The sequence below is a fragment of the Collinsella sp. AF20-14LB genome (assembly GCF_003459505.1).
In the GTDB taxonomy this organism is placed as follows: domain Bacteria; phylum Actinomycetota; class Coriobacteriia; order Coriobacteriales; family Coriobacteriaceae; genus Collinsella.
On the sequence record NZ_QRWD01000005.1, the window covers coordinates 14218 to 39903 of the forward strand.

Genomic DNA, 25686 nt, shown 5'->3' on the forward strand with positions numbered 1-25686 from the left:
TTTTGCAAAAGAATCTGCGCCTCAGACACCCTCATCCGAAGCTTCTTCGTCGCGAGACGACACTGACGACATGGGCTCGTCGGACTACTCCACGGTTGGTCGTTCCGCCGGGCTTATGACCATCCTGACCATCGTGTCTCGCGTCACCGGTTTTATCCGCACGTGGGCAATGGCGGCCGCTATCGGCATGTCGCTGCTCTCGTCTTCCTATCAGGTTGCCAACAACCTGCCCAATATGCTCTACGAACTCGTGATGGGCGGCATGCTCGTGACGGCGTTTTTGCCCGTGTACATGGGCGTGAGGCGTGAGCAGGGTCGCGAGGCCTCTAACGAGTACGTGGGCAACCTGCTCGGTATTCTGCTATTGGTGCTGGGTGGCATTTCGTTGCTGGGGACCGTGTTCGCCCCGGGCTTTATCTGGACGCAATCGTTCCTTTCGGGTGACGGCGGCAGCATGGATACCGCTGCGTTCATGTTCCGTTTCTTTGCCATCCAGATTCTGTTTTATGGTTTGGGCTCGGTGTTTTCGGGCGTCCTCAACGCACACCGCGACTACTTCTGGTCGACGTTTGCCCCGGTCCTCAACAATGTGATCGTCATTGCGAGCTTTATGGGCTTTGCGCCCGTGTCCGCACAGTTTGGCGAACGTGCCGGCATCATCTTGATTGCGGCCGGTACGACCCTCGGTGTCTTTGTTCAGATGGCATGTCAGATCCCCGCGCTTGGCAAGCACGGCGTGCATCCCCATATCCATATCGACTTTAAGGACCCCGCACTGCGCCAGACGATTGCGCTCGGTATCCCGACGCTGCTCGCCACGGTGTGCATGTTTGTCTCGACTTCTATCACCAACGCTGCTGCGCTGGTGGTCCAGCCCGAGACTGGTCCTTCCGTCATCGCCTATGCGCGCCTGTGGTACACGCTGCCCTACGCGCTGATTGCCGCCTCGCTTTCGACGGCGCTCTATACCGAGCTCTCTCACGACGCACAGGAGAAGGATTACGACAGCGTCCGCACGGGCATTTCGCGTGGCGTCGCCCAGATGCTGTTCTTCCTGATTCCATTCGCGCTGTACCTGATTGTCTTCGCGCGTCCGCTCAACATGATCTACTGCGCTGGCAAGTTCGATGAGTCCGGTGTGGCGCTGGTGTCGGAGTTCCTTATCTACCTGGCACTTTCCCTGCCGCTCTACGGCGTGGTCGTGCTGATGCAGAAGAGCTTCTCTGCCTTGCTCGACATGAAGCCCTATAGCCGCTATTGTCTGTATTCCGCCATCGGCCAGGCCGGCTCGGTTCTGCTGTTTGGCGTTGTGCTGGGCTTCGGTATGCCGGCAATCGCGCTTTCGTATGTCGTCGACTACGTGATCTTGGTCGGTTGCTCGCTGTGGTGGCTGCGTCGTCGTCTGCGTGGTCTTCAGGTTAAATCTATCCTGCATGGCGGTTTCTTTGGCCTTTTGCTCGGTGGCCTGGGTGCTGCCGCAGGCGCCGGCGTCATGTGGGCGCTTGAGCACTTTGTCGGGGCACTTGGCGGCTCGATTCTGATTACTCTTGGCTACGTTTGCGTTGCGGGTGTCGTCTCGCTTGCTGTTACCTTTGGCCTTGCCGTCGTCCTTAAGATGCCCGAGGTCTCGGCGCTGATTCGTCGCAAGTAGGTGCGCGTGGCCGGTCACGACAACATTCCAACGCTTGCCGAGCAGGTTTCGCGCGTTCCCACGCAGCCCGGCTGCTACCTTTGGAAAGACGCCAAGGGCGATGTCATCTACGTGGGCAAGGCGAAAAACCTGCGCGCCCGTATGCGTCAGTACGTGACGCTGCAGGACGAGCGCCAGAAGATCCCGCTGATGATGCAGCTGGTGGCGAGCTTTGACTATATCGTGGTGGAGACCGAGCACGAGGCGTTGGTGCTCGAGCGCAATTTGATTGGTCAGTACCATCCGTACTTTAACGTCGACCTCAAGGATGACAAGAGCTACCCCTTTATCGCCATTACAAAGGGCGACCTGTATCCCGCTATCAAATACACGCGTGAGCGTCATAAGCCGGGAACGCGCTATTTTGGACCTTATACCGATAGCCGCGCGGCACGTGAGACGATAGATACGCTGCGCAAGGTTATCCCCATCTGCTCCGCATCCTGTGCGGAGTGGCGTCGTTGTCGCCGTATCGTCGAGTCCCACAAGGGCGAGGAAGACATCGTCAATATGATTTGCGCGCAAAACGGGCGCCCCTGCTTTGACTACCATGTCGGGCGCGGCCCGGGTGCGTGTGTCGGCGCGATTTCCCCGGCAGACTATGCCAAGAGCGTCAAGCGTGTCGAGCGCTTTTTGTCGGGCCATCGCAAGGATGTCGTCGATGAGCTGACCTCCGAGATGACGGATGCCGCTGAGGCGCTCGACTTTGAGCGCGCGGCACGCGTCAAACGTCGTTTGGAGGTCATCAGGGGTCTGGACGATCGTCAGCAAGTCGTTTTTCCCTCCAGTGTCGATATCGATGTCATCGGTTTCTATCGCGAGGAGACCATCTCCGCCGCTTGCGTCTTCGTCGTTCGCGAGGGCCGAACAGTTCGCACCTGCGAGTTCATTCTCGACAAGGGTCTTGATGTTGACGAGGAAGAGCTCCAGTCGGGCTTTCTTAAGCGCTATTACGACGAGACGGCTGATATTCCAGCTGAGGTCAACCTTTCCGTCGAGCTTGAGGATGCGGAGGCGCTGGGGGAGTGGCTTGCGGGCAAGCGTGAGCGTTCCTGCCATCTCCATAGGCCGCAGCGTGGCGAAAAGCACCGTCTGCTCGATATGGCATCCAAAAATGCGCGCCATGCCCTCATGCGCTACATGATGCGAACGGGGTACGCTGACGACCGCACCAATCAAGCGCTCCTGGAGCTCGAAAGCGCGTTGGCGCTGCCATCGCCGCCGTTGCGTATCGAGTGCTTCGATATCTCGACGCTGCATGGCACCTTTACGGTCGCCTCGATGGTGGTGTTTACCAACGGGCGCGCCGACAAGAGTCAGTATCGTCGTTTTAAAATTCAGGCCGAATTGGACGAGGCAAACGACTTCGTGTCGATGTCCGAGGTTTTGGGACGACGTTATGCTCCCGAGCGCATGGCCGACGAGCGCTTTGGCTCGCGCCCCGATTTGCTCGTTGTCGATGGCGGTAAGCCGCAATTGACCGCTGCGATCAAGCAACTTGAGGCTCTTGGGCTCGATATACCAGTTTGTGGCTTGGCAAAGGCCGATGAGGAGGTTTTCGTGCCTTGGGACGAGACTCCAGTCGTGCTGCCGACCGGGTCCGCGTCGCTCTATCTAATTAAACAGGTGCGCGATGAATCGCACCGTTTTGCCATCACGTTCCATCGCGAATTGCGCGATAAAGCCATGACGGTTTCGGTACTCGATGACGTTCCAGGCGTGGGACCCACCAGAAAACGTGCCCTTATGCGCCATTTTGGCTCGATGAAGCGTTTGCGCGCGGCGAGCGAGCAAGAGATCGCGGAAGTTCGAGGCATTCCTGCCGATGTCGCCAAAGCGGTTCACGAGGCGCTCGTTGCATGGAATGCCGAGCGCGCCGAGGCGGCGGCAAAGCAATCCGAAAACTAAACACGCCTCTAAACAACTGATATACATGATTGCGTGATTTTCAATCATGTATTTCACGGCGATTACCAGCCGATTTCGGGTTTAATTAACGCTAAAACGTTTGACTAGCCATGGTGAACAACCCTGCTATCCTGCGGGTTGACGAAGACTGATATCTCACCTCGTCGATACATACTGTCTGGCGAATCGTTTGTCAATGAATTCGGTGAACGGTAGTAAATACCGTTCAAGCGTATGTATGTATCGGTCGCCGAGCGCGGCACCTCAGTTGGGTTCGTCGGTAGGTAAGGTATATATCGTCCGCAAGTTGCGCGGGGGCACGTCTAGGTGCTCCCGGGTAAGATTCTCTATTGATAGGAGAAGACATGGCCATCATCAACAAGGGTATGTCCAGGCGTTCGTTCCTCGGCCTCACCGGCAGCGTCGCTGCTGTCGCAGGGCTTGGTCTCACCGGCTGCGGTGGCAGCTCCAACGACGAGGGTTCCGCTTCCGGTTCCACCGATTCCGCCAACCGTGGCGGCGGCGTGATCACCGCTGGTTCCGCTTACGCTCCGTCCAGCTTCGATCCCGCCAGCACCGGCTCCGCTGTGGGCCTGGGTGCTAACTGGCACGTCGTCGAGGGCCTCTACGGCATCGATTACCACGACTACAGCACCTTCAACGAGCTCGCCACCGACGATCCCAAGTCTGTGGACGACACCACTTTCGAGGTCACCATCCGCAAGGGCGCCAAGTTTTCCGATGGCACCGAGGTCACCGCTGACGATGTCGTTGCCTCCTACACCGCTTGCGCCGCTTCCGCTACCTATGCTCCGTTCTTCCAGCCCTTCGAGTCCATCGAGGCCAAGGACGCCAGCACCGTGACGGTCAAGACCAAGGTCCCCAACTTCTCCCTGCTCAAGGATCGTCTGGCCATCGTCCGCGTTACCCCGGCCACCCAGACCGAGGAGGATCGCGCCAAGCAGCCGATCGGCTCCGGCCCCTGGATGTACGACTCTATCTCCGATACCGAGATCACCCTGGTTCCCAACCCCGAGTACAACGGTGAGTATGCTGCCGAGGATAAGAAGATCCAGTACAGCATCCTGACCGACCCCACCGCTCGCGTTACCGCTCAGCAGGAGGGCTCCACGCTCGTTATGGAGCTCGTTACCGCTGACGCCGTCGACCAGCTCGAGAGCGCCGGCTGCAAGATCGATAACGTTCAGGGTTTCGGCACCCGCTTCATCATGTTCAACGTCGCCAAGGAGCCTTGGAACAACGTCAAGGTCCGTCAGGCTGTCATGTATGCGCTCGACACCGAGAAGATGGTCAGCAACACCTTCGCCGGCCTTGCCACCGCTGCCAGCTGCTACCTGCCCAAGAGCTTCACCAACTATCATGAGGCTTCCACGGTGTACAAGACCGACGCCAAGAAGGCTAAGAAGCTCATCGAGGAGTCTGGCATCACCCCGGGTGCCATCACCCTGCGCACCACCGACAACGAGCAGATTAAGGGCATGGCCGCCCAGGTCAAGAACGACCTCGACGCCCTCGGCTTCGATGTGACCATCCAGACCGATACCTCGCCGGCCACCTACGCTGCCATCGACGGCGGCGAGGCCTACGATATCCTCCTTGCCCCTGGCGATCCTTCCTGCTTCGGTGCCGACCCCGACCTGCTGCTCAACTGGTGGTACGGCGACAACGTCTGGATGCAGACCCGTTGCCCGTGGAAGGAGTCCGCTGAGTGGCAGAAGCTCCACGGTCTCATGGACGAGGCTCTTGCCGCCGAGGGCGACGAGCAGCAGAAGAAGTGGAACGAGTGCTTCGACATCATAGCCGACAATGCCGTTCTGTACCCTGTTGTCCACGTCAAGACCGTCTCCGCTTCCTGGGACGATCCGTCCACTGCGCCCAACGGAGAGGCCCTCGATGGCTTCAAGGGCATTGGTACGACGAGCATGTCCTTCAGGGGCGTTGCGACCGTCAAGGCGTAAGACTCGCTTGAGTCTGTATGCAGGATGTCGGTCGTTGGGACCGTATCCTCATAGTTGAAACAAAGACCCGGGCGGCAACGATGTCGCTCGGGTCTTGTAATGAGTATCCGTACTCATATACCAGTTGGTCCTACCGACAAAAGAAAGGGGAGAGAACGTGAACAACTTGCTACGTTTGATTGGAAGGCGTCTTGTGGCGCTGCCGATCATGGCATTGGGCGTCACCGTCCTGGTGTTCTTCCTTATGTCGTTCTCCAAGACCGACCCCGCCTACACGGCGTTGGGTGACGGTGCCTCGCCCGAGGCGGTTGCCGAGTACCATGAGAAGTATGGTCTGGACGACCCCTGGCCCGTGCGCTACGTGCGCTATATGGGCGATTTGATCCATGGCGACATGGGCACCTATGGTGCTGCTCGCAACTCCGTTGCCAAGCGCATCTCCACGGCCCTGCCCGTCACGATGCAGCTGACCTTCATCGGCCTTGCCATCGGTGCGGTCGTTTCGTTTTTACTCGGCGTCATCGCGGCGCTGTATCGCGACAAATGGCCGGACCAAGTGATCCGCGTCTTTTCCATCGCCGGCTTGGCAACCCCGTCGTTCTGGCTTGCCGTTCTGTTGATCCTGCTGTTCTCTTCCTACCTTAAGGTGCTTCCGGCATCGGGTGCTCTGCCTCACTTCACCACGAATCCGGCTGGCTATCTGGGACGTATGATCATGCCCGCTATCGCCTTGGCATTTCCGCTGACGGGCCAGATGACTCGTATCGTGCGTACCGCCATGGTCGAGGAGCTCGATAAGGATTATGTCCGTATGGCTCGCGGCGCCGGCGTTCCCGAGAAGGTCGTCGTCGGCATCAACGTTCTTCGCAATGCGCTGATCACCCCGGTCACCACCCTCGGTCTTAAGATCGGTTACCTCATGGGCGGCGCCGTCGTCATCGAGGTTATCTTCAACCTCCCCGGCATGGGCACCGCGATTCTGCAGGGCGTTCAGGGCAACGAGGCGAACCTGGTTCAGGGCGTCGTTATCGTCGTTGCTCTTGCCTTCATCATCATCAACATCGTGGTTGACATGCTCTACCTGCTCATCAACCCGCGCATCAGGACGGTGTAGATTATGGTAAAGATTCGAGAGAAGCAAACCGAGCAGCTCGAGAAGGCTGCCTCCAAGGGGCTCAAGCTCGGTGGCTGGAAGAAGATGACGCTGTCTTCTAAGATTGCCGCCGTCGTGTTGGTGCTGGTCGCCCTGACTGCGATTCTGGCGCCCCTTCTTGCCCCCTATAGCCCGGTCGAGATTTTTACGGCTCGCCAGGCTCCCGGCAACGGATTTATCTTCGGTACCGACGATAAGGGTCGCGACATTCTGTCGCGCATGCTCTACGGTGGTCGTTACTCGCTGATTATCGGCTTTGGCGCCACTGCCATGGCTCTGGTCTGCGGCTCGGTCGTGGGCGCCCTTGCGGCGGTTTCGCGCAAGGCCGTTTCCGAGACGATCATGCGTATCCTGGACATCATCATGTCCATCCCGGGCATCGCCCTCGCGGCCGTCTTCGTCTCCATCCTGGGCAACTCCGTGCCGTCGATCATCTTCGCCATCGGCTTTATGTACACTCCGCAGATTGCCCGTATCGTGCGCGCCAACATCGTGTCCGAGTACGGCGAGGACTATGTCCGCGCGGTCATCGTTTCCGGCGCCAAGGCTCCGTGGATTTTGATCAAGCATGTTCTGCGTAACTGCATCGCCCCGATCATGGTCTTCACCGTTACCCTGGTCGCCGACGCCATCATCTTCGAGGCCTCGCTGACCTTCATCGGCGCTGGTATCCAGGAGCCCACCGCTACCTGGGGCAACATCCTCGCCGACGCCCGCGGCGGCGTGCTCGCCGGCCGTTGGTGGCAGGCGCTGTTCCCGGGCCTGGCCATCATGATCACCTGCCTGGCGCTCAACATCCTCTCCGAGGGCATTACCGACGCCATGGCCGCTGCTCCCTCCGCCGCCCTGGATCCGACCGATTCCTCCAAGCGTCGCGAGGCCGACCTGCTGGTCTCCGACCCCGTTCGCGCCTACAAGGAGCAGGCCCAGTCCCTCTCCGCTCGCCTTGGCGCCCTGCGCGATGTCGAGCTCAAGCGTGACGATCGCCATGTGCCCGACGAGTCTGTCGAACCGATTCTCTCGGTCCGTGACTTCTGCATTCAGTTTGAGCATCACGGCGATATCAACGTCGTCGACCATGTCAACTTTGACGTCCGTCCTGGTCAGACCATGGGCCTGGTGGGCGAGTCCGGTTGCGGTAAGTCCATCACCACGCTGGCCATCATGGGCCTGACCGACGATGACGAGCACCTTTCCGGCCAGGTCCTCTGGGAGGGCCGCGACCTGCTCAAGATGAGCAAGAAGGAGTGGTTCGGCCTGCGCGGTACCGATATCGCTATGGTCTATCAGGACGCCCTGTCCTCGCTCAACCCCTCCATGCTCATCTCTGCCCAGATGAAGCAGCTCACCAAGCGCGGCGGCACCCGCAGCGCCGAGGAACTCCTGGAGCTCGTGGGCCTCGACCCCAAGCGTACGCTCGAGAGCTACCCGCATGAGCTTTCCGGTGGCCAGCGTCAGCGTGTCCTGATCGCCATGGCCCTTACCCGCGACCCCAAGCTGGTCATCTGCGACGAGCCCACGACCGCTCTGGACGTTACCGTCCAGAAGCAGGTCATCAAGCTGCTCAACGACCTTCAGGCCAAGCTCGGCTTTGCCATGATCTTCGTCTCGCATGACTTGGCGCTGGTCGCCGAGGTCGCCCATAACATCACGGTTATGTACGCCGGTCAGGTTATCGAGCAGGCGCCCACCAAGGAGCTGCTCACTAACCCGATCCACGAGTACACCCGCGGTCTTCTGGGCTCCGTTCTGTCCATCGAGAGCGGTTCGGGCCGTCTGCACCAGGTGCCCGGCGCCGTTCCGAGCCCGCGCGATTTCCCCAAGGGCGATCGCTTCGCGCCCCGCTCGAGCCATCCGCGCATTGGCCTGGACACCCGTCCGGTCTTCAAGCGCGTGCCCGGCACCGAGCACTTCTATTCCGAGCTCCCCGACGAGGTGCTCAAGGCAAATGGTTTGACCCCTCACGCGGAGGTGATGTAGATGAGCGAGACCGCAGTCAACGGCGTCGAGCCGATCATCTTCCTTGATGACGTCCACGTCACCTTTAGGACCCGTACCGGCTCGATTCTGCACCCCAACCTGGTTCACGCCGTCCAGGGTGTAACGATTAGGCTCATGCCCGGTCAGACGATCGGCATCGTCGGCGAGTCCGGTTGCGGTAAGTCCACCACCGCCAACGTCATGTGCGGCCTGCAGGCCCCCACGAGCGGCAAGGTCTACTTTAAGGGCAAGGACGTAACCAAGCGTACCGCCGAGGACCGTCGCCACATGGGTCGCGTCATCTCGGTCGTGTTCCAGAACCCGGCCACGGCGCTCAACCCCCGCATGGTCGTTCGCGAGCAGCTGCTCGACCCCATGCGCGTCCACAACCTGGGTACCGAGGCCGAGCAGGAGAAGCGCGTCAAGGAGCTCTTGGAGCTCACCGGTCTGCCCAGCTCCGCCGCCGAGGTTCTTCCCGGCCAGCTTTCGGGCGGCCAGCGCCAGCGCGTCGCAATTGCCCGTGCTCTGTCGCTGAACCCCGATGCCATCATCGCCGACGAGCCCACCTCGGCTCTGGACGTTTCTGTCCGCGCGCAGATTCTGAACCTGCTGACCGACCTTAAGAAGGAGCTCGGCCTGGCCATGGTGTTCATCAGCCATGACATCCAGACGGTCCGCTATATCTCTGACGACATCATCGTTATGAATGGCGGCAAGATCGTCGAGCAGGGCGAGGCCAAGCAGGTCTTCCAGCACCCTCAGGACCCCTACACCAAGATGCTGCTCGGCGCTGCGCCGTCGCTGCTTCATCCCAAGCTCGGCGAGTAGGTTCGCTTTCCCTCCCGTGCGCCCGGTTCCCTTGCCGGGCGCACCTCCGTTGCGATTTCGAAAGGTTGGGTTCACGAGCCATGCCAAGTGCTCAGGAGCTACAACATCAATTTGGTGAATATCGAGGCGCCATGCCCCGTCCATCAGATTTCGATCTCTTTTGGAAGGATCGCATGGCCGAGGCCGACGCGGTCGGGCTTGACTATGCGATCGAGACGTCATCGGTCACAGATGCCGTGACCTGCCAGTTTTTCGACCTCTGGTATACCGGCATGTGTGGCGCTCGCCTGCATGCCAAGTACCTTAAACCCGTCTCGGACGAGCCCGTGCCGCTGGTGTTACAGTTCCACGGCTATCCGGGTGCAAGCCGCAGCTGGTTCGAGCAGGCGTCGTTTGCGGGCATGGGCATGGCGCTCATTGCCCTCGACTGCCCCGGCCAGGGTGGCCCCTCCGAGGATATTGGTGGATTTGAAGGCACAACGGTCGCGGGCCATATCGTCGCCGGTATCGATGGCGACCCGGCCAACCTCTACTATGTCCGCTTGCACCAGGATATCCGCATTCTGTGCCGTATTGTTCGCGAGCTCGAGGGCATCGATTTTTCCCGCGTATTTGTGAACGGCGCATCACAGGGCGGCGGTTTGGGCATTGCGACCTGCGCGCTTAATAGCGAGCTTATCAATCGTACCGCCATCCTCTATCCCTTCCTGTCGGATTTCCGCCTTGTTTGGGATCTGGATGCCGACGACATTGCCTACGAGGGCCTGCGCTATTGGTCTCGCTGGTTTGACGAGGACTCGACTCGTATCGACGAAGCCTATGCCAAGCTGGCGTACTTCGATTCCAAGAACTTTGCCCCCATGGTCAAATGCCCCGTGCTGTTTGGCACGGGCACAGCCGATATCGTCTGTCCTCCGGCGACGCAGTTTGCAGTCTACAACAACCTGACCTGTGAAAAGCGTCATGAGTTCTTTGAAGGCTTTGGCCACGAGGAGATTCAGGATTTTGACGATCTGATCATTCCGTTTTTCTGCAAGGGAGGGGAGGCTCATGTCTAAGTGCGAGAGCAATATCGATGAGCTGATTGTCCCCGAGCTTGCGGGGATTTCTGGGACGGTTTCGTCAAGGCTCGCAGAATATCGGGACTGGCGCGGTGATGTCCAAGCAGATGTTTCTGATTTAGAGACATGCGCTTCGAATCTTGAGATTCAAGGCCTGGCCATTACGGCGATTGACTTTGTTAACCCCTGCGCCCGTTACTCGGAGGCCTCCTTTGAGCTCGGTGACGATGCGATTCACGCTCGTTTGATCGAGCCTGTCGGTCGTGCCCGAGTATCTGAGCGCGTGCCGCTGTGCCTGATGTTCCACGACATCGATCGGCCTGTGCGCGGCTGGCATCACATGACGAGATTTGCCGCCATGGGGTATGCCGTCCTCGCGCTGGATGACGATGTTGCTGGTGCGGACGACCTGCGGCGGGGGATTTCTTCGCCCGCTTTTGTCGAGCGCGTCCGTTGGGGTTGCGCGCTGGCGAAGGTGGCGCGCAATCTTGATGGCATGGACCCCGACCGCATCTTTGCATGGGGCGAGGGTCTTGGCGGCGGAGTCGCGCTGGCGGTTTCTGCTCTGGACGAGCGGGGCCTCGTCTGCACGGCGGTTGCCAATCCGCTTCCTGGCGGCCTCGAGGCGCTGTCGTCTCGGGTGCGCGAATCGGTGCTCATGGGCACATCGCTTATGGATACCGTGAGCGATCCCAAGGATCAGTTTGCCGTATTCAACGGTCTTGAGTGTGACCGGAGGCATATCATCTATGCAAAATACGCTCACGAGCGCATCAATGCGTTCGAAAACGAAGTCGTCGACTTTTTTAACCAAACGTTCTACCCGTGTTCTTTGGCCTAGACGGCCTGGACACTGCCAACAAGAGTGGGTGGCATAGGGCCGCCCGCCAGACAGCTAAGGAGATTCTTGTGGCAACTCAGAAATTCACCGGCGTTATCCCTCCCGTCGTTGTTCCCGATACCGAAGATCACCAGCTCGACGTTGCCTCCTTTGAGCGCAGCATCAACCGCATGATCGATGCCGGCGTCGATGGCCTGTTCTTCTTGGGATCCTCGGGCGAGGTCGTCTTCTCCACCGACGAGCGCCGTCGCCAGATTATCGCCGAGGCCGTTCGTATCGTCGACCACCGCGTTCCCGTTCTGGTCGGCATCATCGATACCGAGACCGAGCGCATGATCGAGCACGGCAAGGTCGCCCAGGAGCTGGGCGCCGATGCCCTCGTCGCCACCTGCCCGTTCTATGCCCTGCAGGGCATGACCGAGGTCGAGGAGCACTTCCGCATCCTGCACGAGGAGCTCGACCTGCCCATCTTTGCCTATGACATTCCCGTGTGCGTCCACACCAAGCTCCCCTGGAAGCTCCTTGCCAAGCTCGGCGCCGAGGGCGTTCTGGCCGGCGTCAAGGATTCCTCGGGTGATGACATCTCGTTCCGCTACCTCGTTCAGGAGAACGAGAAGAACGGCCATCCGATGAGCATCCTCACCGGTCACGAGGTTGTTGTCGACGGCGCTTACCTTGGTGGCGCCGACGGTTCCGTTCCGGGTCTCGCCAACGTTGAGCCCGAGGGCTACGTGCGTCAGTGGAAGGCCGCCCAGGCTGGTGACTGGGCTACCGTCAAGGCCGAGCAGGATCGCCTCAATGAGATTTCGCACGTCTGGGATGTCACCTCGGGCGTTCAGGGCTATGCCGGTGGCGTCGGCGCCTTCAAGACCGCTATGAACCTCATGGGTATCTTTGACAGCCCGACCATGCCGCGCCCGGTGAAGGCCATGACTGGCGAGAACGTCGAGGCGATTCGCAAGGTCCTTCAGGACAACGGTCTCCTGTAAAGCTTCCCCAGGCACCCGATTTTGGGGCTCAAGTGGTCGGGCGTGACCCATTAGGTCAACGCCCGACCACTTTCACCCCAACCTCGGGCACCTGGGAAACCTTTACCAAGTTGCGGCGATAACACCGCCTTCATTTCCTGTAGTTGTTATTTATCTCCTAAGGAGAGCGACATGGAGAACAAGTACGTCTGCTCTGTCGATATCGGCGGAACTAAGATCGCGACTGCCATCATGGAGTACCCGGCTGACGGCAGCGTGCCCCATCCCGTTTTTGAGGCCGAGGTTCCTACCGAGGCCCAGGAGGGCGGCGAGGCCGTCTTCCAGCGTATCGAGGCGTCCATCAAGGCTGCTCTCGAGGCGAATCCCGATGTCGAGGTCCTTGGCGTCGGTATCGGTGCCGCCGGCGTCGTCGATCCCAAGACGGGCGCCATCGCGTATGCCAACGAGATTATGCCCGGTTGGTCCGGCGTTCAGTTGGGGCCGCGTCTGCGCGAGGACCTCGGTCTTCCCGTTGCCGTTGTAGGCGACGTGCAGGCTCATGCTCTGGGCGAGGCCCACTGGGGCGTCGGCAAGGGCAAGTTCTCCGTCTTGTGTCTTGGCATCGGTACGGGCATCGGCGGAGCATATGTCGAGAACGGCCGCGTGATGCAGGGCTTCCATGGTGCTGCTGGCCATATGGGCCACATCGAGTGTTCGGCTGCCGCCGGCATTCCCTGCGCCTGCGGGCGTTCCGGCCATCTGGAGTCGGTTGCTTCGGGCACTTCCATTGGTCGTATGTACGATGAGCGCTTTGGCCGCGTCGACCCCAGCCGTCCTTCGGTCGGTCGCGATGTGAACGACCTGTGCCGTGCAGGCGACGCAAAGGCGACCGAGGTCATCCATGATGCCGGCTTTGCGCTGGGTGCCAGCTTGGGCTCGCTCGCTAACATCCTGGACCCTGAGGTCATCGTGCTTTCGGGCGGCGTGATTCACCAAGGTCCCGATTGGCGTTCGCAGACGTGGAAGGATTCGGTGCACGAGGGCTATGCCAGCCAGGCGCTCGATCCGCTTCAGGACACGCCGATCCTCATCGGTTCTCTGGAGGGCGATGCTCCGCTCATCGGTGCCGCTGAGCATCTTCTTGCCTCGTTGAAGTAAACGTATCTGCTGTAGGAGCCTCCCGAGACAACACGCCTCGGGAGGCTGTTCTGAGAAAGGTTGCAGCCTTATGACCGTCGATCCTTTGATTCAATCCCTGAAGGGCAAGCTCGTCGTGAGCGTTCAGGCGTATATGGGCGAGCCGCTTCGTACGCCCGAGACCATGGCTCAAATGTCTCGCGCTTGCGAGCTTGGCGGCGCCGCCGCCATTCGCTGTCAGGGCCTTGCCGACATTGCCGCTATTAAGGGTCGCTGTGAGGTTCCCGTCATCGGCCTGTGGAAGGATGGACACGAGGGCGTTTACATCACGCCGACGCTGCGTCACGCTCGCGCCTGCGTTGCTGCCGGTGCCGATATCGTGGCGATCGACGCCACCGATCGTCCGCGTCCCGATGGCAAGACCGTCGAGGATACCTTCCGCCCGCTGCACGAGGAGGGCGTGCTCCTGATGGCGGATTGTGCCACCATCGAGGACATTCGCCGTGCGGTTGATATGGGCTTTGACCTGGTATCCACCACGCTTTCTCACGGCGTCGCCGCCATCGACTGCACCATGGCCGATGGCCCCGACCTGCCACTCCTGCGTCAGGCGACCGAGGAATTCCCCGGTCTTCCCATCATCTGCGAGGGCCGCGTGCACACGCCCGAGGAGGCTCGCGCTGCGATCGATGCTGGCGCCTGGGCCGTTGTCGTCGGCACCGCCATCACGCACCCCACGAGTATTACGAGTTGGTTCAAGGCTGCGCTTGAGGCGTAAGACAGGCCTCGTATCCGCTCGGGGCGGTATACTCAATATAGGCAATTGACCGCGCGGGATCCGGGTTGCTGGGTCCCGCGCTTGTTTTTGGGAGGCAGCACATGCAAAAGGGAGATGCCATGGATGCGGCGGAGCGCTCGGAGCGCATCCCCGATATCGTCATCATCACCGGAATGTCCGGATCGGGCCGCACACAGGCCATGCACGTGTTCGAGGACATGGGCTATTTTTGCATTGATAACCTACCTCCGCGTCTCATCGCCCAGCTTGCCGAGCTCGTCGGCATCAATACGGGCGTGGGCAGGCATCTCGCCGTCACCTGCGATTTGCGTAGCCAGGGACTGTTTGACGAGTTGCTCGATGCGGTCGCCGCGCTCGAAGAGCGCGAGATGAGCTGCGACATCGTGTTCCTGGAGGCTTCTGACGAGGTGCTGATTCGTCGCTACAGCGAAAATCGCCGCCGTCATCCCATTGCCAAGCCGGGGGAGACTACGGCCGATGCCATTCAGCGCGAGCGCCTTCAGCTGCGGGGCGTGCGCGATCGAGCCGATATGATTATCGACACGAGCCGCCTGCGCACCTCTGCCCTGCGCAACAAATTGCGCATGGCGTTCTCCGAGTTGTCCGACCAGCAGCTCATGGACGTTCACGTGTTCTCGTTTGGCTTTAAGCACGGTATGCCCGTCGAGGCGGACATTATGATCGACGTTCGCTTCCTGCCCAATCCGTTTTACGATCCCGAGATGCGTACCATGACCGGTCTCGATAAGAAAGTCTCCGACTTTGTTCTGGACCATCCCAAGACCCAGGAGTTCTGGAAGGCCTGGACGCAGCTGCTCGATACGGTGATGCCGGGCTATATCGCGGAGGGTAAGCCGCAGCTTTCTATCGCCATCGGCTGCACGGGCGGACAGCACCGTAGCGTCGCCATTGCCGAGGCCACGGCCCGTTACCTGGAAGGCGCCCAGTATCACGTGAGCATCTCCCACCGCGACCTGTCGCGCGCCAACACGAAGGCATAGGCCTGCATGTCGTTTACCGCTGAGGTGCGCGACGAGCTTGCGCGCTGCGAACCCGAATGTGAATACTGCGATTTGTCGACGCTTGCCGCCCTGACGCGTGTGAGCGGTACGCTTTCGTTGGCCGGCTCCGGGCGGTATCGTTTGACGGTCGCGACCGAGACGGGAGCCGTCGCGCGCACGATGATCACGCTGACGCATCGCATCCTTAAGCTCAAAACGGAATTCACCGTTCGTAAATCGGTCTTGCATAAGGTCCGTAACTATCTCATTACCCTGCCCGATCAACCCGACCTGGACAAGGCTCTGGTGCTGCTGGGTATTCTAGACCGCAGGGGAGGGCTCGTTGCTGGTGTTCCCCGACACATCGTTGCCCGTCCCTGCTGCAGGCTTGCCTACATCCGCGGCGCGCTCATCGCGGGCGGCTTCGTGGCCGATCCACGCGGCGATTTTCATTTGGAGATCGCGGTGCAGGGCGAGCAATATGCCAAGGGGCTTTGCGACCTGTTGGGGCAGATTGGGGTCCATGCTCGTGTTAATGCGCGGCGGGGGTCATATGCCGTGTACATTAAGAGCGCCGAGGAAATCGAGCATTTATTAAAGCTGATTGGTGCCAAGCGCAGCGTTGCCGAGATTGAGGAGGCGCGCGCGGTCAAGTTGGTTAAGAACGATGTGAACCGTCGCGTGAACGCCGAGCTCGCCAACCAGACCAGAAGCGCCGGTGCTGCCCAACATCAGCTTGCGCTTATCGATGAGCTCGAGCAGCGCGGCCTTCGCGATGCGCTTCCGGATGCCTTGGCGGTCTTTTGCGACCTGCGCGAGCGCTATCCCGATCTGTCGCTGCGTGATTTAGGGGAGATGGCTGACCCTCCCTTGTCGAAGTCGGCCCTCTACCATCGAGTTTTGAGGCTTGAAAAGCTCATTGAAGCAAACGGGTAGTTTAAAGTATCGACTTATATACGGATTTAGCTGCTATTTTATTCTTTAAAACGTTTTAACGTAAATTTGATTTTCAATTTCGAGCATTCTCGTGAAATTCAAGTCAAAAAAAAGGTATATTAGGCGAGTGGTTAGTTTGTGGGCCTCAACGGCGGGCGCTGTAGCTTGCGGGGGCCTTACGAAAGGAGACACAATGGCAGTAAAGGTTGCTATTAACGGCTTCGGTCGCATCGGTCGTCTGGCTTTCCGTCAGATGTTCGGTCATGAGGGCTCCGAGATCGTCGCTATCAACGACCTCACCTCTCCCGATATGCTCGCTTACCTGCTGAAGTACGACTCCACGCAGGGCAACTACGCTCGCGATCACGAGGTCGTTGCTGGCGAGGATTCCATCACCGTTGACGGCAAGGAGATCAAGATCTACAAGGAGGCCGACGCCAACAACCTGCCTTGGGGCGACCTCGACGTCGACGTCGTTCTCGAGTGCACCGGCTTCTACACCAGCAAGGCTAAGGCTCAGGCCCACATCAACGCTGGCGCCAAGAAGGTCGTCATCTCCGCTCCGGCCGGCAGCGATCTGCCCACCATCGTGTACAACGTCAACCACGAGACGCTGACCGCTGAGGACAACATCATCTCCGCTGCTTCCTGCACCACCAACTGCCTCGCCCCGATGGCCAAGGGTCTGAACGACTTCGCTCCCATCGTGTCCGGCATCATGACCACCATTCACGCCTGGACCGGCGACCAGATGCCGCTCGACGGCCCGCAGCGCAAGGGCAACAAGCGTCGTAGCCGCGCCTGCGCCGTCAACATCGTCCCCAACACCACCGGTGCTGCCAAGGCTATCGGCCTGGTTCTCCCCGAGCTCAACGGTAAGCTCATCGGTGCCGCCCAGCGCGTCCCGACGCCGACCGGCTCCATCACCAACCTCTACGCTGTCGTTGACAAGAAGGTCACCGTCGACGAGGTCAACGCCGCTATGAAGGCCTACGCTTCCACCATCTCCGAGACCTTCGGTTACAACGAGGACGACATCGTCTCCACCGACATCATCGGCGAGACCCACGGCTCCATCTTCGACGCCACTCAGACCATGTGCTCTGACCTCGGCAACGGCCAGACCCTCGTTCAGGTCACCTCTTGGTACGACAACGAGAACTCCTACACCTCTCAGATGGTCCGCACCATCAAGTACTTCGAGAAGTTCGTTGCTTAATTTAGCTTTTAGCGAATAGCTCGTTGAGCGTCTAAAGAAGGGCGCGGCCTCATAGGGCTTACACCCTAGGGTCGCGCCCTTTTTATAGGAAATCGTCTGCCGTAATGGGAGGCAGACACGTACGAAAGGTAGAAGCAAACATGGCCTTTACCAAGAAGACCGTCCGCGACATCGATGTCGACGGCAAGCGCGTTCTCGTCCGCGTTGACTTCAACGTGCCTATCAAGGATGGCGTCGTTGGCGATACCACCCGCATCAAGGCTGCCCTGCCCACCATCAACTACCTCGTTGAGCACAACGCTCGCGTCATCCTCATGAGCCACCTCGGCCGTCCCGATGGCACCGGCTTCCAGTCCGAGCTGTCCCTCGAGCCCGTCGCCAAGAAGCTCGCTGAGCTCTCTGGTCTCGATGTTGCCTTTGTCGCCGACACCTACGGCGAGAAGGCTGCTGAGGCTGTTGCCGCCGTCGAGCCGGGCAAGGTCCTCGTTCTCGAGAACGTCCGTTTTGACAAGCGTGAGAAGAAGAACGATCCCGAGATCGCCAAGAAGCTCGCTTCCTATGGTGACGTCTTCGTTCTCGATGCCTTCGGCACCGCTCACCGCGCCCAGGGTTCCGTCGTGGGCCCCGCCGCTTACCTGCCTGCCGTCGCCGGCTTCCTGCTCGAGAAGGAGGTCGACACGCTGACCGGCATCTTCGCCGAGCCCGAGCGCCCCTTCGTCGCTATCGTCGGCGGTTCCAAGGTTTCCTCCAAGATCGGCGTTCTCGATCACCTCATCGACTCCGCTGATACCCTGATCATCGGTGGCGGCATGGCCTACACCTTCTTCCTGGCTCAGGGTCTGACCGTCGGTCAGTCCCTCAAGGAAGAGGACTGGGTCGAGCGCGCCGGCGAGATGCTCAAGAAGGCCGAGGAGAAGGGCGTCAAGATCCTGCTCCCCATCGACAACCGCGTTGCCGATCACTTTGGCGAGGACGCTGTCCCCGAGGTTGTCGCTTCCGACGCTATCCCCGACGATCGTGAGGGCATGGACATCGGCCCCAAGACCGAGGAGCTTTACGCCGAGGCCGTCAAGGGTGCCAAGACCGTGTTCTGGAACGGCCCCATGGGCGTCTTCGAGTTCGACAACTTCGCTCACGGCACCCAGGCTATCGCCGAGGCTGTCGCCGAGGCCGACTGCACCTCGATCATCGGCGGTGGCGACTCCGTCGCAGCTGTCAACAAGTTCAACCTGGCCGACAAGATGAGCTGGATCTCCACCGGTGGTGGCGCTTCCATGGAGCTCGTCGAGGGTAAGGCCCTGCCCGGAGTGGAGGCGCTTCTCGATGCCTAATCGCACCCTTCTTATCGCTGGTAACTGGAAGATGAACAACGACGTCGCCGAGGCCGCCAAGCTCGCCGACGAGCTGGCTCAGGCTCTGCCCGAGGTTCCGGCTGGCGTCGAGGTGCTCGTGTGCCCTCCGACCATCGATATCACCACGGTTCATGACCGTATTCAGGCTGCCCCCATCGCCCTCGGTGCACAGAACGTGTACTGGGAGGCCAAGGGTGCCTTCACCGGTGAGTCCTCTTGCGACATGCTCAAGTCCGCTGGCTGCACCTACTGCATCATCGGTCACTCCGAGCGTCGCGACTACTTCCACGAGACCGACGAGGACCAGAACAAGAAGGCCAAGGCCCTCGTTGCCGCCGGTCTTGTCCCCGTCTTCTGCTGCGGCGAGTCCCTCGAGGTCCGCGAGGCCGGTACCTATGTCGAGCACGTCGTGAACCAGGTCAAGGCTGGCCTTGCTGGTCTTGAGATCACCTGCCCCAAGCAGGTCGTCGTCGCCTACGAGCCCATCTGGGCCATCGGCACCGGCAAGACCGCTACCGCCGAGGACGCTCAGGAGGTCTGCGGCGCTATCCGTGAGACCCTCAAGGAGATGTTCGGCGAGGAGCTCGCCAACGGCATCCGCGTTCTCTACGGCGGTTCCGCTAAGCCCGGCAACATCGCCGAGCTCGTCGCCAAGCCCGACGTTGACGGCGCCCTCGTGGGCGGCGCTTCGCTCAAGGCTGCCGACTTCGCCTCTATGGTCGTCAAGGCAGGCGAGTAGGACATATGGCACAGCGTCATCTTCCTGCACTCCTGATCATCATGGATGGCTGCGGCCTGGCACCGGCCGATGGCGAGAACGCCGTCGCCGCTGCCAAGACGCCCTTCCTTGATAGCCTGTACGAGAAGTATCCCCACACCACGCTCGGCGCTTCGGGCGAGGACGTGGGCCTTCCCGACGGCCAGATGGGCAATTCCGAGGTGGGTCACCTTAACATCGGTGCCGGCCGCGTTGTGTTCCAGGAGCTGTCGCGCATCAACAATGCTATCAAGGACGGCTCCATCGCCAAGAACGAGGTTTTCGTCAAGGCCATGGACGATGTCAAGGTCGAGGGCAAGACCCTTCACCTTATGGGCCTTATGAGCCCTGGCGGTGTTCACTCTCACATGAACCACGTCGAGGCTCTGGTCAAGATGGCTGCCCAGCATGGCGTCAAGACCGTTCGCGTCCACGCCTTCATGGATGGCCGCGACGTTGACCCGCAGTCCGGTGCCGGCTACATGAGCGAGTTCTGCGCCTTCCTGGCCAAGATTTCTGAGGAGACTGGTTGCGACGCTCGCGTTGCCACCGTCTCGGGTCGTTATTGGGCCATGGACCGCGACAACCGTTGGGAGCGCATCCAGCGCGCCTACGACGTCATGGTCAACGCGTCCGATGCCGATACAGACCCCGTGGCCGGTATCAAGGCCTACTACGAGAAGGATCCGCGCGGCGACGAGTTCGTCGAGCCCTTCGCTGCCCACAACGAGGGCATCCACGAGGGCGACGCGGCCATCTTCTTCAACTTCCGTCCCGACCGCGCCCGTCAGATGACCCGCGCGTTCACGGACAAGGAGTTCGACGGCTTTGAACGCGAGCAGATCAAGCTTTCGCACTTTGTGACGATAACCGAGTACGATCCGACGTTTGACGTCGAGGTCGCCTTCCCCAAGACGTTCCCCGAGAACGTCCTGGCCGACGTTATCGCCGCCAATGGCCTGAAGCAGCTGCACACCGCCGAGACCGAGAAGTACGCCCACGTGACGTTCTTCCTCAACGGCGGCATCGAGGAGCCCAAGGAGGGTGAGGAGCGCGTGCTCGTCGCTTCCCCCAAGGTTGCTACCTACGATCTGCAGCCCGAGATGAGCGCTCCCGAGGTTACCGAGAAGCTCGTCGCCGCCATCAACGAGGATCGCGCTGATTTCTACATCGTGAACTTCGCGAACTGCGACATGGTTGGTCACACCGGTGTCTTCGACGCCGCCGTTAAGGCCGTCGAGGCTGTTGACGATGCCCTGTCCAAGGTTGTCCCGGCGATTCTCGCTAAGGGCGGCTTTGCGCTGATTACCGCCGACCACGGCAACGCCGATCACATGTTTGACGTTGCTTCCGACGGTTCCAAGCATCCGTTTACGGCTCACACCACCAACCGCGTGCCGTTTATCATCGTTGATGAGAAGGCACAGCTCACCGGTATCGAGGACGGTCGTCTCTCAGATATCGCCCCGACTATGCTCACCATGGCTGGTCTGGAGCCTTCCGCCGAGATGACGGGCCGCGTGCTCGCCACCGAGGCCTAAGTGAAAACTCCAAGCGTTTTCATGCGAGGGGGTTGCCCAAATTCGGGCAACCCCCTTTTTTTGATATTTCTGCCATTTCTACCCCGTCCCCGAGTGGCAGGTAGGGGAGGACAAGGGATTGTGGTACAGTACTGGAGTTTAAATTGTTCTATTAAGGAGCTTATCTATGGGTCCGTTCCAGATTCTTCTGTTTATCGTTTGGGCTATCTCTGCCGTGGCGCTGACGATTCTCGTCCTGATGCACTCCGGTAAGGGTACCGGCGTTTCGGATATGATCGCTAGCTCGCTGTATAACTCCAGCTCTGCCACGGGCGTCATGGAGCAGAACCTCGATCGCCTGACGGTAATTATGGCCGTCGTTTTTGCTGTGTGTGTCGTTCTGTGCATGTTCTTCTTCCCGCAGGGCATCGTGGGCTACTAAGCACGAGCCGCATAAAGACTTGAAAAGGGTTTCGCAAGTGCGGGACCCTTTTTGTTTACATATCTGTAACAGAGTCAAAATATCCCCACATACTTCGCCTAACTAAAGAAATTCTCGACCGTTAACCGGAATCAGCGCCAAATTGTGCATAAAATGCGCTACTGTATTGCAAAACGTTGGCCCGCATTGCATAACCAGCCATAACGGCGGACCGCGTTTGAATGGTTCGATTGGGCTGTCTCGACGTTGCCCGGCCGAATTCACTTTGTCCTATCTCATAAGGAGGATGGCATGGCTGATTCTATGTTCCACCAGCCCGTTATGGGTCGTCGCGCCTTTGTTGGCGGCACCCTCGCTGCGAGCTCCATGGCTTTTCTTGCCGCATGCGGCAAGAAGGGCGGCGACGCTTCCGGATCTGACTCCGGTTCGACGCTGAACTTCTACATCAACAACCCGGTCTGCATCGACCCCTACAATGTCCAGGAGGATCAGGGCACTCAGGTCGAGTACCAGCTCTTCGACGCTCTGACGGAGTACAACCCCGAGAAGGGCGAGATCGTTCCGCTGGCTTGCGAGTCCTTTGAGGCTAACGACGACGCCACCGAGTTCACCTTCAAGATCAAGAAGGCTAAGTTCCACAACGGTGACGACGTTACCTCCAAGTCCTTCAAGCTCGGTTGGGAGCGTCTAGTCAACACCAAGTCGGCCATCGCCACCGAGTATGGTCCTTCCGAGGTCTCCTATCACCTTTCCATGGTTGAGGGCTATGACGATCTGCTTGCCGGCAACGCTACCGAGCTCAGCGGTGTTACTTGCCCCGACGATGAGACCCTCGTCGTCAAGCTGTCTTCCGCTTACGCCGACTTCCCCTTCGTCGCCTCTCACCCGGCTCTGTCCCCGGTTCCCGAGTGCGCCGAGTCCGACGTCAAGAGCTTCTACCTTGCCCCGGTCGGTAACGGCCCGTTCATGATGGACGGTAAGTGGGAGGATGGCCAGGAGATCAACCTCAAGAAGTTTGACGATTACTATGGCGACAAGGCCAAGATCGATGGCATCCACTTCCAGGTCATCAAGGACATGGAGACCGCTTACAAGGAGTTCCAGGCCGGTAACCTCGATGTCTGCGACGTTCCCGTTGCTCAGATCGACGCCGCCAAGAAGGACCGTGGCGAGTCCAAGGACGGCTACACCATGGGTGACGGCGAGCATATGCTGCTCGGTGCCGAGCCTTCCACGTACTATCTGACCTGCAACACCACGGCCGAGCCGTTCAATAACGCCGACCTGCGCAAGGGCATCTCCCTGGCCATCAACCGTGAGGCCATCTGCAAGACCATCTTCAAGGGTACCCGTACCCCCGCCGACGGTATTGTTCCTCCGGGAATCGCCGGCTACAAGGAGGGCGCATGGGAGTTCTGCGCCTATGACGTCGACAAGGCTAACGAGTACCTCGACAAGGTCGCTCCCGCTGGCGCTAACGGCGATCGTGGCATTAGCGTGACCCTTTCCTACAACCAGGACGGTGGTCACAAGGAGACCATGGAGTCCATCATCGGCGACCTCGCCAAGGTTGGCGTTACCGCTGTCTCCGATACCCCTGAGTGGTCTGCCCTGCTCGAGCAGTATCAGAACTTCAACTATCAGTTCGGCCGTCTGGGCTGGATCGCCGATTACCCGATCATGGACAACTTCCTGTACCCGCTGTTCCACTCCGACTCCCTCGGTGGCGACAACCGCTCCGGTTACAGCAACCCCGAGTTCGATGCCAAGGTCGACGAGGCCCGCACCACGGTTGATGACGAGGAGCGCATCGCCAAGATGCGGGAGGCCGACGCCATGGTCGCTGCTGACTGCCCGGTTATCCCGGTGATGTTCTACACGCACACCATCGCTGGCTCTGACCGCGTCAAGCATCTCTATGTTGATCCGCAGAAGCACGCCGATCTGGGTACCGCCGAGCTCGCCTAAGGGTTTTGCAGCTTCCGTGAGGGTCAAGTATTTACGTAGACCTCATGGGAAACATACAGTTCTCCCTAACCTGGGGTAAACTGGCTGATGGTAATTTTGGGATGCCGGTCTGGCGATCGGCATCCCATTTAGGTTAATCCCTAGATAGGGGAGTGGTATGGGTAAGTACATCGTTAAACGTGTGCTTCAGTTCATCCCGGTGTTTTTGGGCGTTACGCTGATTCTGTTCGCCCTCCAGAATATCGTGCCGGGAGATCCGATCAAGCTGATCGGTGGAGACAAGGCTCTGTCCCCCGAGGTGGAGCTTCAGCTTCGCGTGCGCTATCACCTGGTCCAGACGGACGAGGACGGCAACGCGATCCTTGACGAGAACGGCGACCCCGTTCAAACGTCGCTCGTGGACCGTTACTTGTATTACATGAACGGCCTGCTTCATGGCGATCTGGGCAATTCGTACCAGCGCAAGCTGCCGGTTACGGAAATCTTTGCCCAGAAGTATCCGTATACGGTCAAACTTGCCGCGTGCGCCATCGTGCTCGAGGCAATCATGGGTATCGGTGCGGGTATCATTTCGGCGGTTAAGCGTTATTCCTTCTGGGATATTTTGGTAACGCTCACCACGTCGATTCTCGTTGCCGTCCCGGCCTTCTGGCTCGGTATGTTGCTGCAGCTGTTCTTTGGCGTCATTCTCAAGGACGCCACGGGCGGTGCATTCTCCATGCCGATCTCGGGTGCCGGCGGTTCCAGCTCTCAGTATCAGGATTGGATGCACTATGTGCTTCCGACCATTACGCTGGCTTCGGTTTCGACCGCTTATGCCGCCCGCATTATGCGCTCGCAGCTGCTTGACGTCATGAACCAGGATTACATCCGTACGGCAAAGGCCAAGGGTCTCTCCAATCGCGCGATCATTATCAAGCATGCGCTTAAGAATGCACTCATCCCCGTCGTTACCTATATTGGTGTCGACTTCGGCGGCATGCTTTCGGGCGCCATCCTGACCGAGACGGTCTTTAACTGGCCCGGCATCGGCTTCGAGGTCTACCGCGCCATTAGTATGCGCGACTGGCCCATCGTTATGGGCGGCGTTACGCTCATTGTTGTCGTCGTTATGGTGATCAACCTGCTCGTCGACATTAGCTATGCATTCCTCGACCCGCGCATCCGCCTTGGCGGTCCGTCGGATAAGGCCTAAGGGAGGTACGTCTCATGCAGGAAACTGATTCTCAGTCTCAGGAGCAGGCTACCGCCACCAAGGCCGCATCTGCTCCCGCCAAGTCCCGCACGCTGTGGGGCGACGCTTTTAAGCGTCTTCGTAAGAACAAGCTCGCCGTTATCGGTGTCTGCTGGATCATCATCGTTGTTGTGGTCGCCCTGACCGCCGATCTGTGGGCTAAGCCCTGGCTCGGCTCTCCTACGGCTTCTGACTCGACCACCATGGCCGAGACTTCGCTGCTGGCTCCGTGTGCCGAGCACCCGTTTGGCACCGACTCTCTTGGTCGTGACATTCTCGTCCGTGTTATCTACGGCGCGCGCGTTTCGCTTTCCGTCGGTATTATGGCCACCGCCATCTCCACGGTGATCGGTCTGGTCATGGGCGCCCTGGCCGGTTTCTATGGCGGCATCTGGGATACGATCATCATGCGCTGTGCGGACATCTTCCTGGCGTTCCCGTACGTGCTGTTCGTTGTTGCCATGATTGCCGTTATCGGTCGTGGTCTTCAGAATGTCTTTATCGCCATCGGCATTCTCGGCTGGCCTTCGATTGCGCGCGTCTTCCGATCCGCGATCCTGACGGTCAAAGAGAACGACTATGTTGACGCCGCTCGCGCTATGGGTGCATCCGATGCGCGTATCGTTATGCGCCATATCTTCCCGAACTCCGTTGCTTCTATCGTGGTCTATGCGACCATGAACATTGGTGGCGCTATTCTGACCGAGTCTGCCCTGTCCTTCCTCGGTATGGGTGTTATTCCGCCTACGCCTTCGTGGGGCTCTATGATTCAGGACGGTCAGCAGTATCTTCTGACTGCTCCCTGGATGATGATCATGCCCGGTCTGGCAATTCTCTCGACGGTGCTCGCCTTCACCCTGTTGGGTGACGGTCTGCGCGACGCCCTCGACGTCAAGATGAAGGACGCATAAGG

21 protein-coding genes are annotated in these 25686 nt (G+C 59.6%); all 21 read left to right on the top strand.

Features of this window, described 5'->3' with window-relative positions:
- The first annotated feature begins 70 nt into the window (after positions 1-70).
- The 21 genes from murJ (at position 71) to DWX63_RS03590 (ending at position 25684) form a co-directional block, all read left to right on the top strand.
- Entirely contained in the window at positions 71-1651 is a 1581-nt protein-coding gene (gene murJ, locus DWX63_RS03490; RefSeq protein WP_117564878.1) for a murein biosynthesis integral membrane protein MurJ, read from the top strand.
- A gap of 6 nt (positions 1652-1657) precedes the next feature.
- Positions 1658-3598, top strand: a complete 1941-nt coding sequence (uvrC, locus tag DWX63_RS03495; RefSeq protein WP_370445869.1) for an excinuclease ABC subunit UvrC — start codon at positions 1658-1660, stop codon at positions 3596-3598.
- A gap of 365 nt (positions 3599-3963) precedes the next feature.
- Positions 3964-5577 carry an ABC transporter substrate-binding protein gene (locus DWX63_RS03500; RefSeq protein WP_117638004.1) on the top strand — a complete coding sequence of 538 codons (1614 nt, stop codon included), beginning with the start codon at positions 3964-3966 and terminating at the stop codon, positions 5575-5577.
- A gap of 157 nt (positions 5578-5734) precedes the next feature.
- Entirely contained in the window at positions 5735-6691 is a 957-nt protein-coding gene (locus DWX63_RS03505; protein WP_055251823.1) for an ABC transporter permease, read from the top strand.
- Between the two features lie 3 nt (positions 6692-6694).
- On the top strand, positions 6695-8710 hold the full coding sequence (locus tag DWX63_RS03510; protein ID WP_117842833.1) for a dipeptide/oligopeptide/nickel ABC transporter permease/ATP-binding protein: 2016 nt from the start codon (positions 6695-6697) through the stop codon (positions 8708-8710).
- A complete protein-coding gene (locus tag DWX63_RS03515; protein WP_089573612.1) occupies positions 8711-9538 on the top strand; it encodes an ABC transporter ATP-binding protein in 828 nt (275 codons plus the stop codon).
- A gap of 80 nt (positions 9539-9618) precedes the next feature.
- Entirely contained in the window at positions 9619-10596 is a 978-nt protein-coding gene (locus DWX63_RS03520; protein ID WP_117842834.1) for an acetylxylan esterase, read from the top strand.
- Positions 10589-11440 (top strand): acetylxylan esterase, encoded by an 852-nt coding sequence (locus DWX63_RS03525; protein ID WP_117842835.1) that lies wholly within the window; start codon positions 10589-10591, stop codon positions 11438-11440. The genes DWX63_RS03520 and DWX63_RS03525 overlap by 8 nt, the downstream gene beginning before the upstream one ends.
- Before the next feature lie 68 nt (positions 11441-11508).
- Positions 11509-12429 carry a dihydrodipicolinate synthase family protein gene (locus DWX63_RS03530; RefSeq protein ID WP_117842836.1) on the top strand — a complete coding sequence of 307 codons (921 nt, stop codon included), beginning with the start codon at positions 11509-11511 and terminating at the stop codon, positions 12427-12429.
- Between the two features lie 171 nt (positions 12430-12600).
- Positions 12601-13566, top strand: a complete 966-nt coding sequence (locus tag DWX63_RS03535) for an ROK family protein (protein WP_022094876.1) — start codon at positions 12601-12603, stop codon at positions 13564-13566.
- Positions 13567-13636: 70 nt separating this feature from the next.
- Entirely contained in the window at positions 13637-14323 is a 687-nt protein-coding gene (locus DWX63_RS03540; RefSeq protein WP_022094877.1) for an N-acetylmannosamine-6-phosphate 2-epimerase, read from the top strand.
- 101 nt (positions 14324-14424) lie between these two features.
- Positions 14425-15345 carry an RNase adapter RapZ gene (gene rapZ, locus DWX63_RS03545; protein ID WP_117638000.1) on the top strand — a complete coding sequence of 307 codons (921 nt, stop codon included), beginning with the start codon at positions 14425-14427 and terminating at the stop codon, positions 15343-15345.
- A 6-nt stretch (positions 15346-15351) separates the two neighbouring features.
- The gene (gene whiA / locus DWX63_RS03550) at positions 15352-16281 is read left to right on the top strand and encodes a DNA-binding protein WhiA (protein WP_117759549.1); all 930 of its coding nucleotides are present in this window, start codon (positions 15352-15354) and stop codon (positions 16279-16281) included.
- 193 nt (positions 16282-16474) lie between these two features.
- Positions 16475-17500 carry a type I glyceraldehyde-3-phosphate dehydrogenase gene (gene gap / locus DWX63_RS03555; RefSeq protein WP_099431436.1) on the top strand — a complete coding sequence of 342 codons (1026 nt, stop codon included), beginning with the start codon at positions 16475-16477 and terminating at the stop codon, positions 17498-17500.
- A gap of 140 nt (positions 17501-17640) precedes the next feature.
- A complete protein-coding gene (gene pgk / locus DWX63_RS03560) occupies positions 17641-18831 on the top strand; it encodes a phosphoglycerate kinase (protein WP_117842837.1) in 1191 nt (396 codons plus the stop codon).
- Positions 18824-19591, top strand: a complete 768-nt coding sequence (gene tpiA, locus DWX63_RS03565; protein WP_022094882.1) for a triose-phosphate isomerase — start codon at positions 18824-18826, stop codon at positions 19589-19591. The genes pgk and tpiA overlap by 8 nt, the downstream gene beginning before the upstream one ends.
- 5 nt (positions 19592-19596) lie before the next feature.
- Positions 19597-21150, top strand: a complete 1554-nt coding sequence (gene gpmI / locus DWX63_RS03570) for a 2,3-bisphosphoglycerate-independent phosphoglycerate mutase (protein WP_117842838.1) — start codon at positions 19597-19599, stop codon at positions 21148-21150.
- A 166-nt stretch (positions 21151-21316) separates the two neighbouring features.
- A complete protein-coding gene (gene secG / locus DWX63_RS03575; RefSeq protein ID WP_117842839.1) occupies positions 21317-21571 on the top strand; it encodes a preprotein translocase subunit SecG in 255 nt (84 codons plus the stop codon).
- Between the two features lie 291 nt (positions 21572-21862).
- Positions 21863-23539 (top strand): ABC transporter substrate-binding protein, encoded by a 1677-nt coding sequence (locus DWX63_RS03580; RefSeq protein WP_117842840.1) that lies wholly within the window; start codon positions 21863-21865, stop codon positions 23537-23539.
- 157 nt (positions 23540-23696) lie between these two features.
- The gene (locus DWX63_RS03585) at positions 23697-24734 is read left to right on the top strand and encodes an ABC transporter permease (RefSeq protein WP_117758574.1); all 1038 of its coding nucleotides are present in this window, start codon (positions 23697-23699) and stop codon (positions 24732-24734) included.
- Positions 24735-24748: 14 nt separating this feature from the next.
- Positions 24749-25684 (top strand): ABC transporter permease, encoded by a 936-nt coding sequence (locus DWX63_RS03590; protein WP_117640785.1) that lies wholly within the window; start codon positions 24749-24751, stop codon positions 25682-25684.
- The last annotated feature ends 2 nt before the right edge of the window (positions 25685-25686 follow it).

Bases quoted from the DNA above. Each gene is read 5' to 3' on its own strand.
- murJ (WP_117564878.1), top strand. From the start codon at position 71: ATGGGCTCGTCGGACTACTCCACGGTTGGTCGTTCCGCCGGGCTTATG.
- DWX63_RS03500 (WP_117638004.1), top strand. From the start codon at position 3,964: ATGGCCATCATCAACAAGGGTATGTCCAGGCGTTCGTTCCTCGGCCTC.
- DWX63_RS03510 (WP_117842833.1), top strand. From the start codon at position 6,695: ATGGTAAAGATTCGAGAGAAGCAAACCGAGCAGCTCGAGAAGGCTGCC.
- DWX63_RS03515 (WP_089573612.1), top strand. From the start codon at position 8,711: ATGAGCGAGACCGCAGTCAACGGCGTCGAGCCGATCATCTTCCTTGAT.
- DWX63_RS03520 (WP_117842834.1), top strand. From the start codon at position 9,619: ATGCCAAGTGCTCAGGAGCTACAACATCAATTTGGTGAATATCGAGGC.
- DWX63_RS03525 (WP_117842835.1), top strand. From the start codon at position 10,589: ATGTCTAAGTGCGAGAGCAATATCGATGAGCTGATTGTCCCCGAGCTT.
- DWX63_RS03535 (WP_022094876.1), top strand. From the start codon at position 12,601: ATGGAGAACAAGTACGTCTGCTCTGTCGATATCGGCGGAACTAAGATC.
- DWX63_RS03540 (WP_022094877.1), top strand. From the start codon at position 13,637: ATGACCGTCGATCCTTTGATTCAATCCCTGAAGGGCAAGCTCGTCGTG.
- rapZ (WP_117638000.1), top strand. From the start codon at position 14,425: ATGCAAAAGGGAGATGCCATGGATGCGGCGGAGCGCTCGGAGCGCATC.
- whiA (WP_117759549.1), top strand. From the start codon at position 15,352: ATGTCGTTTACCGCTGAGGTGCGCGACGAGCTTGCGCGCTGCGAACCC.
- gap (WP_099431436.1), top strand. From the start codon at position 16,475: ATGGCAGTAAAGGTTGCTATTAACGGCTTCGGTCGCATCGGTCGTCTG.
- pgk (WP_117842837.1), top strand. From the start codon at position 17,641: ATGGCCTTTACCAAGAAGACCGTCCGCGACATCGATGTCGACGGCAAG.
- tpiA (WP_022094882.1), top strand. From the start codon at position 18,824: ATGCCTAATCGCACCCTTCTTATCGCTGGTAACTGGAAGATGAACAAC.
- gpmI (WP_117842838.1), top strand. From the start codon at position 19,597: ATGGCACAGCGTCATCTTCCTGCACTCCTGATCATCATGGATGGCTGC.
- secG (WP_117842839.1), top strand. From the start codon at position 21,317: ATGGGTCCGTTCCAGATTCTTCTGTTTATCGTTTGGGCTATCTCTGCC.
- DWX63_RS03580 (WP_117842840.1), top strand. From the start codon at position 21,863: ATGGCTGATTCTATGTTCCACCAGCCCGTTATGGGTCGTCGCGCCTTT.
- DWX63_RS03585 (WP_117758574.1), top strand. From the start codon at position 23,697: ATGGGTAAGTACATCGTTAAACGTGTGCTTCAGTTCATCCCGGTGTTT.
- DWX63_RS03590 (WP_117640785.1), top strand. From the start codon at position 24,749: ATGCAGGAAACTGATTCTCAGTCTCAGGAGCAGGCTACCGCCACCAAG.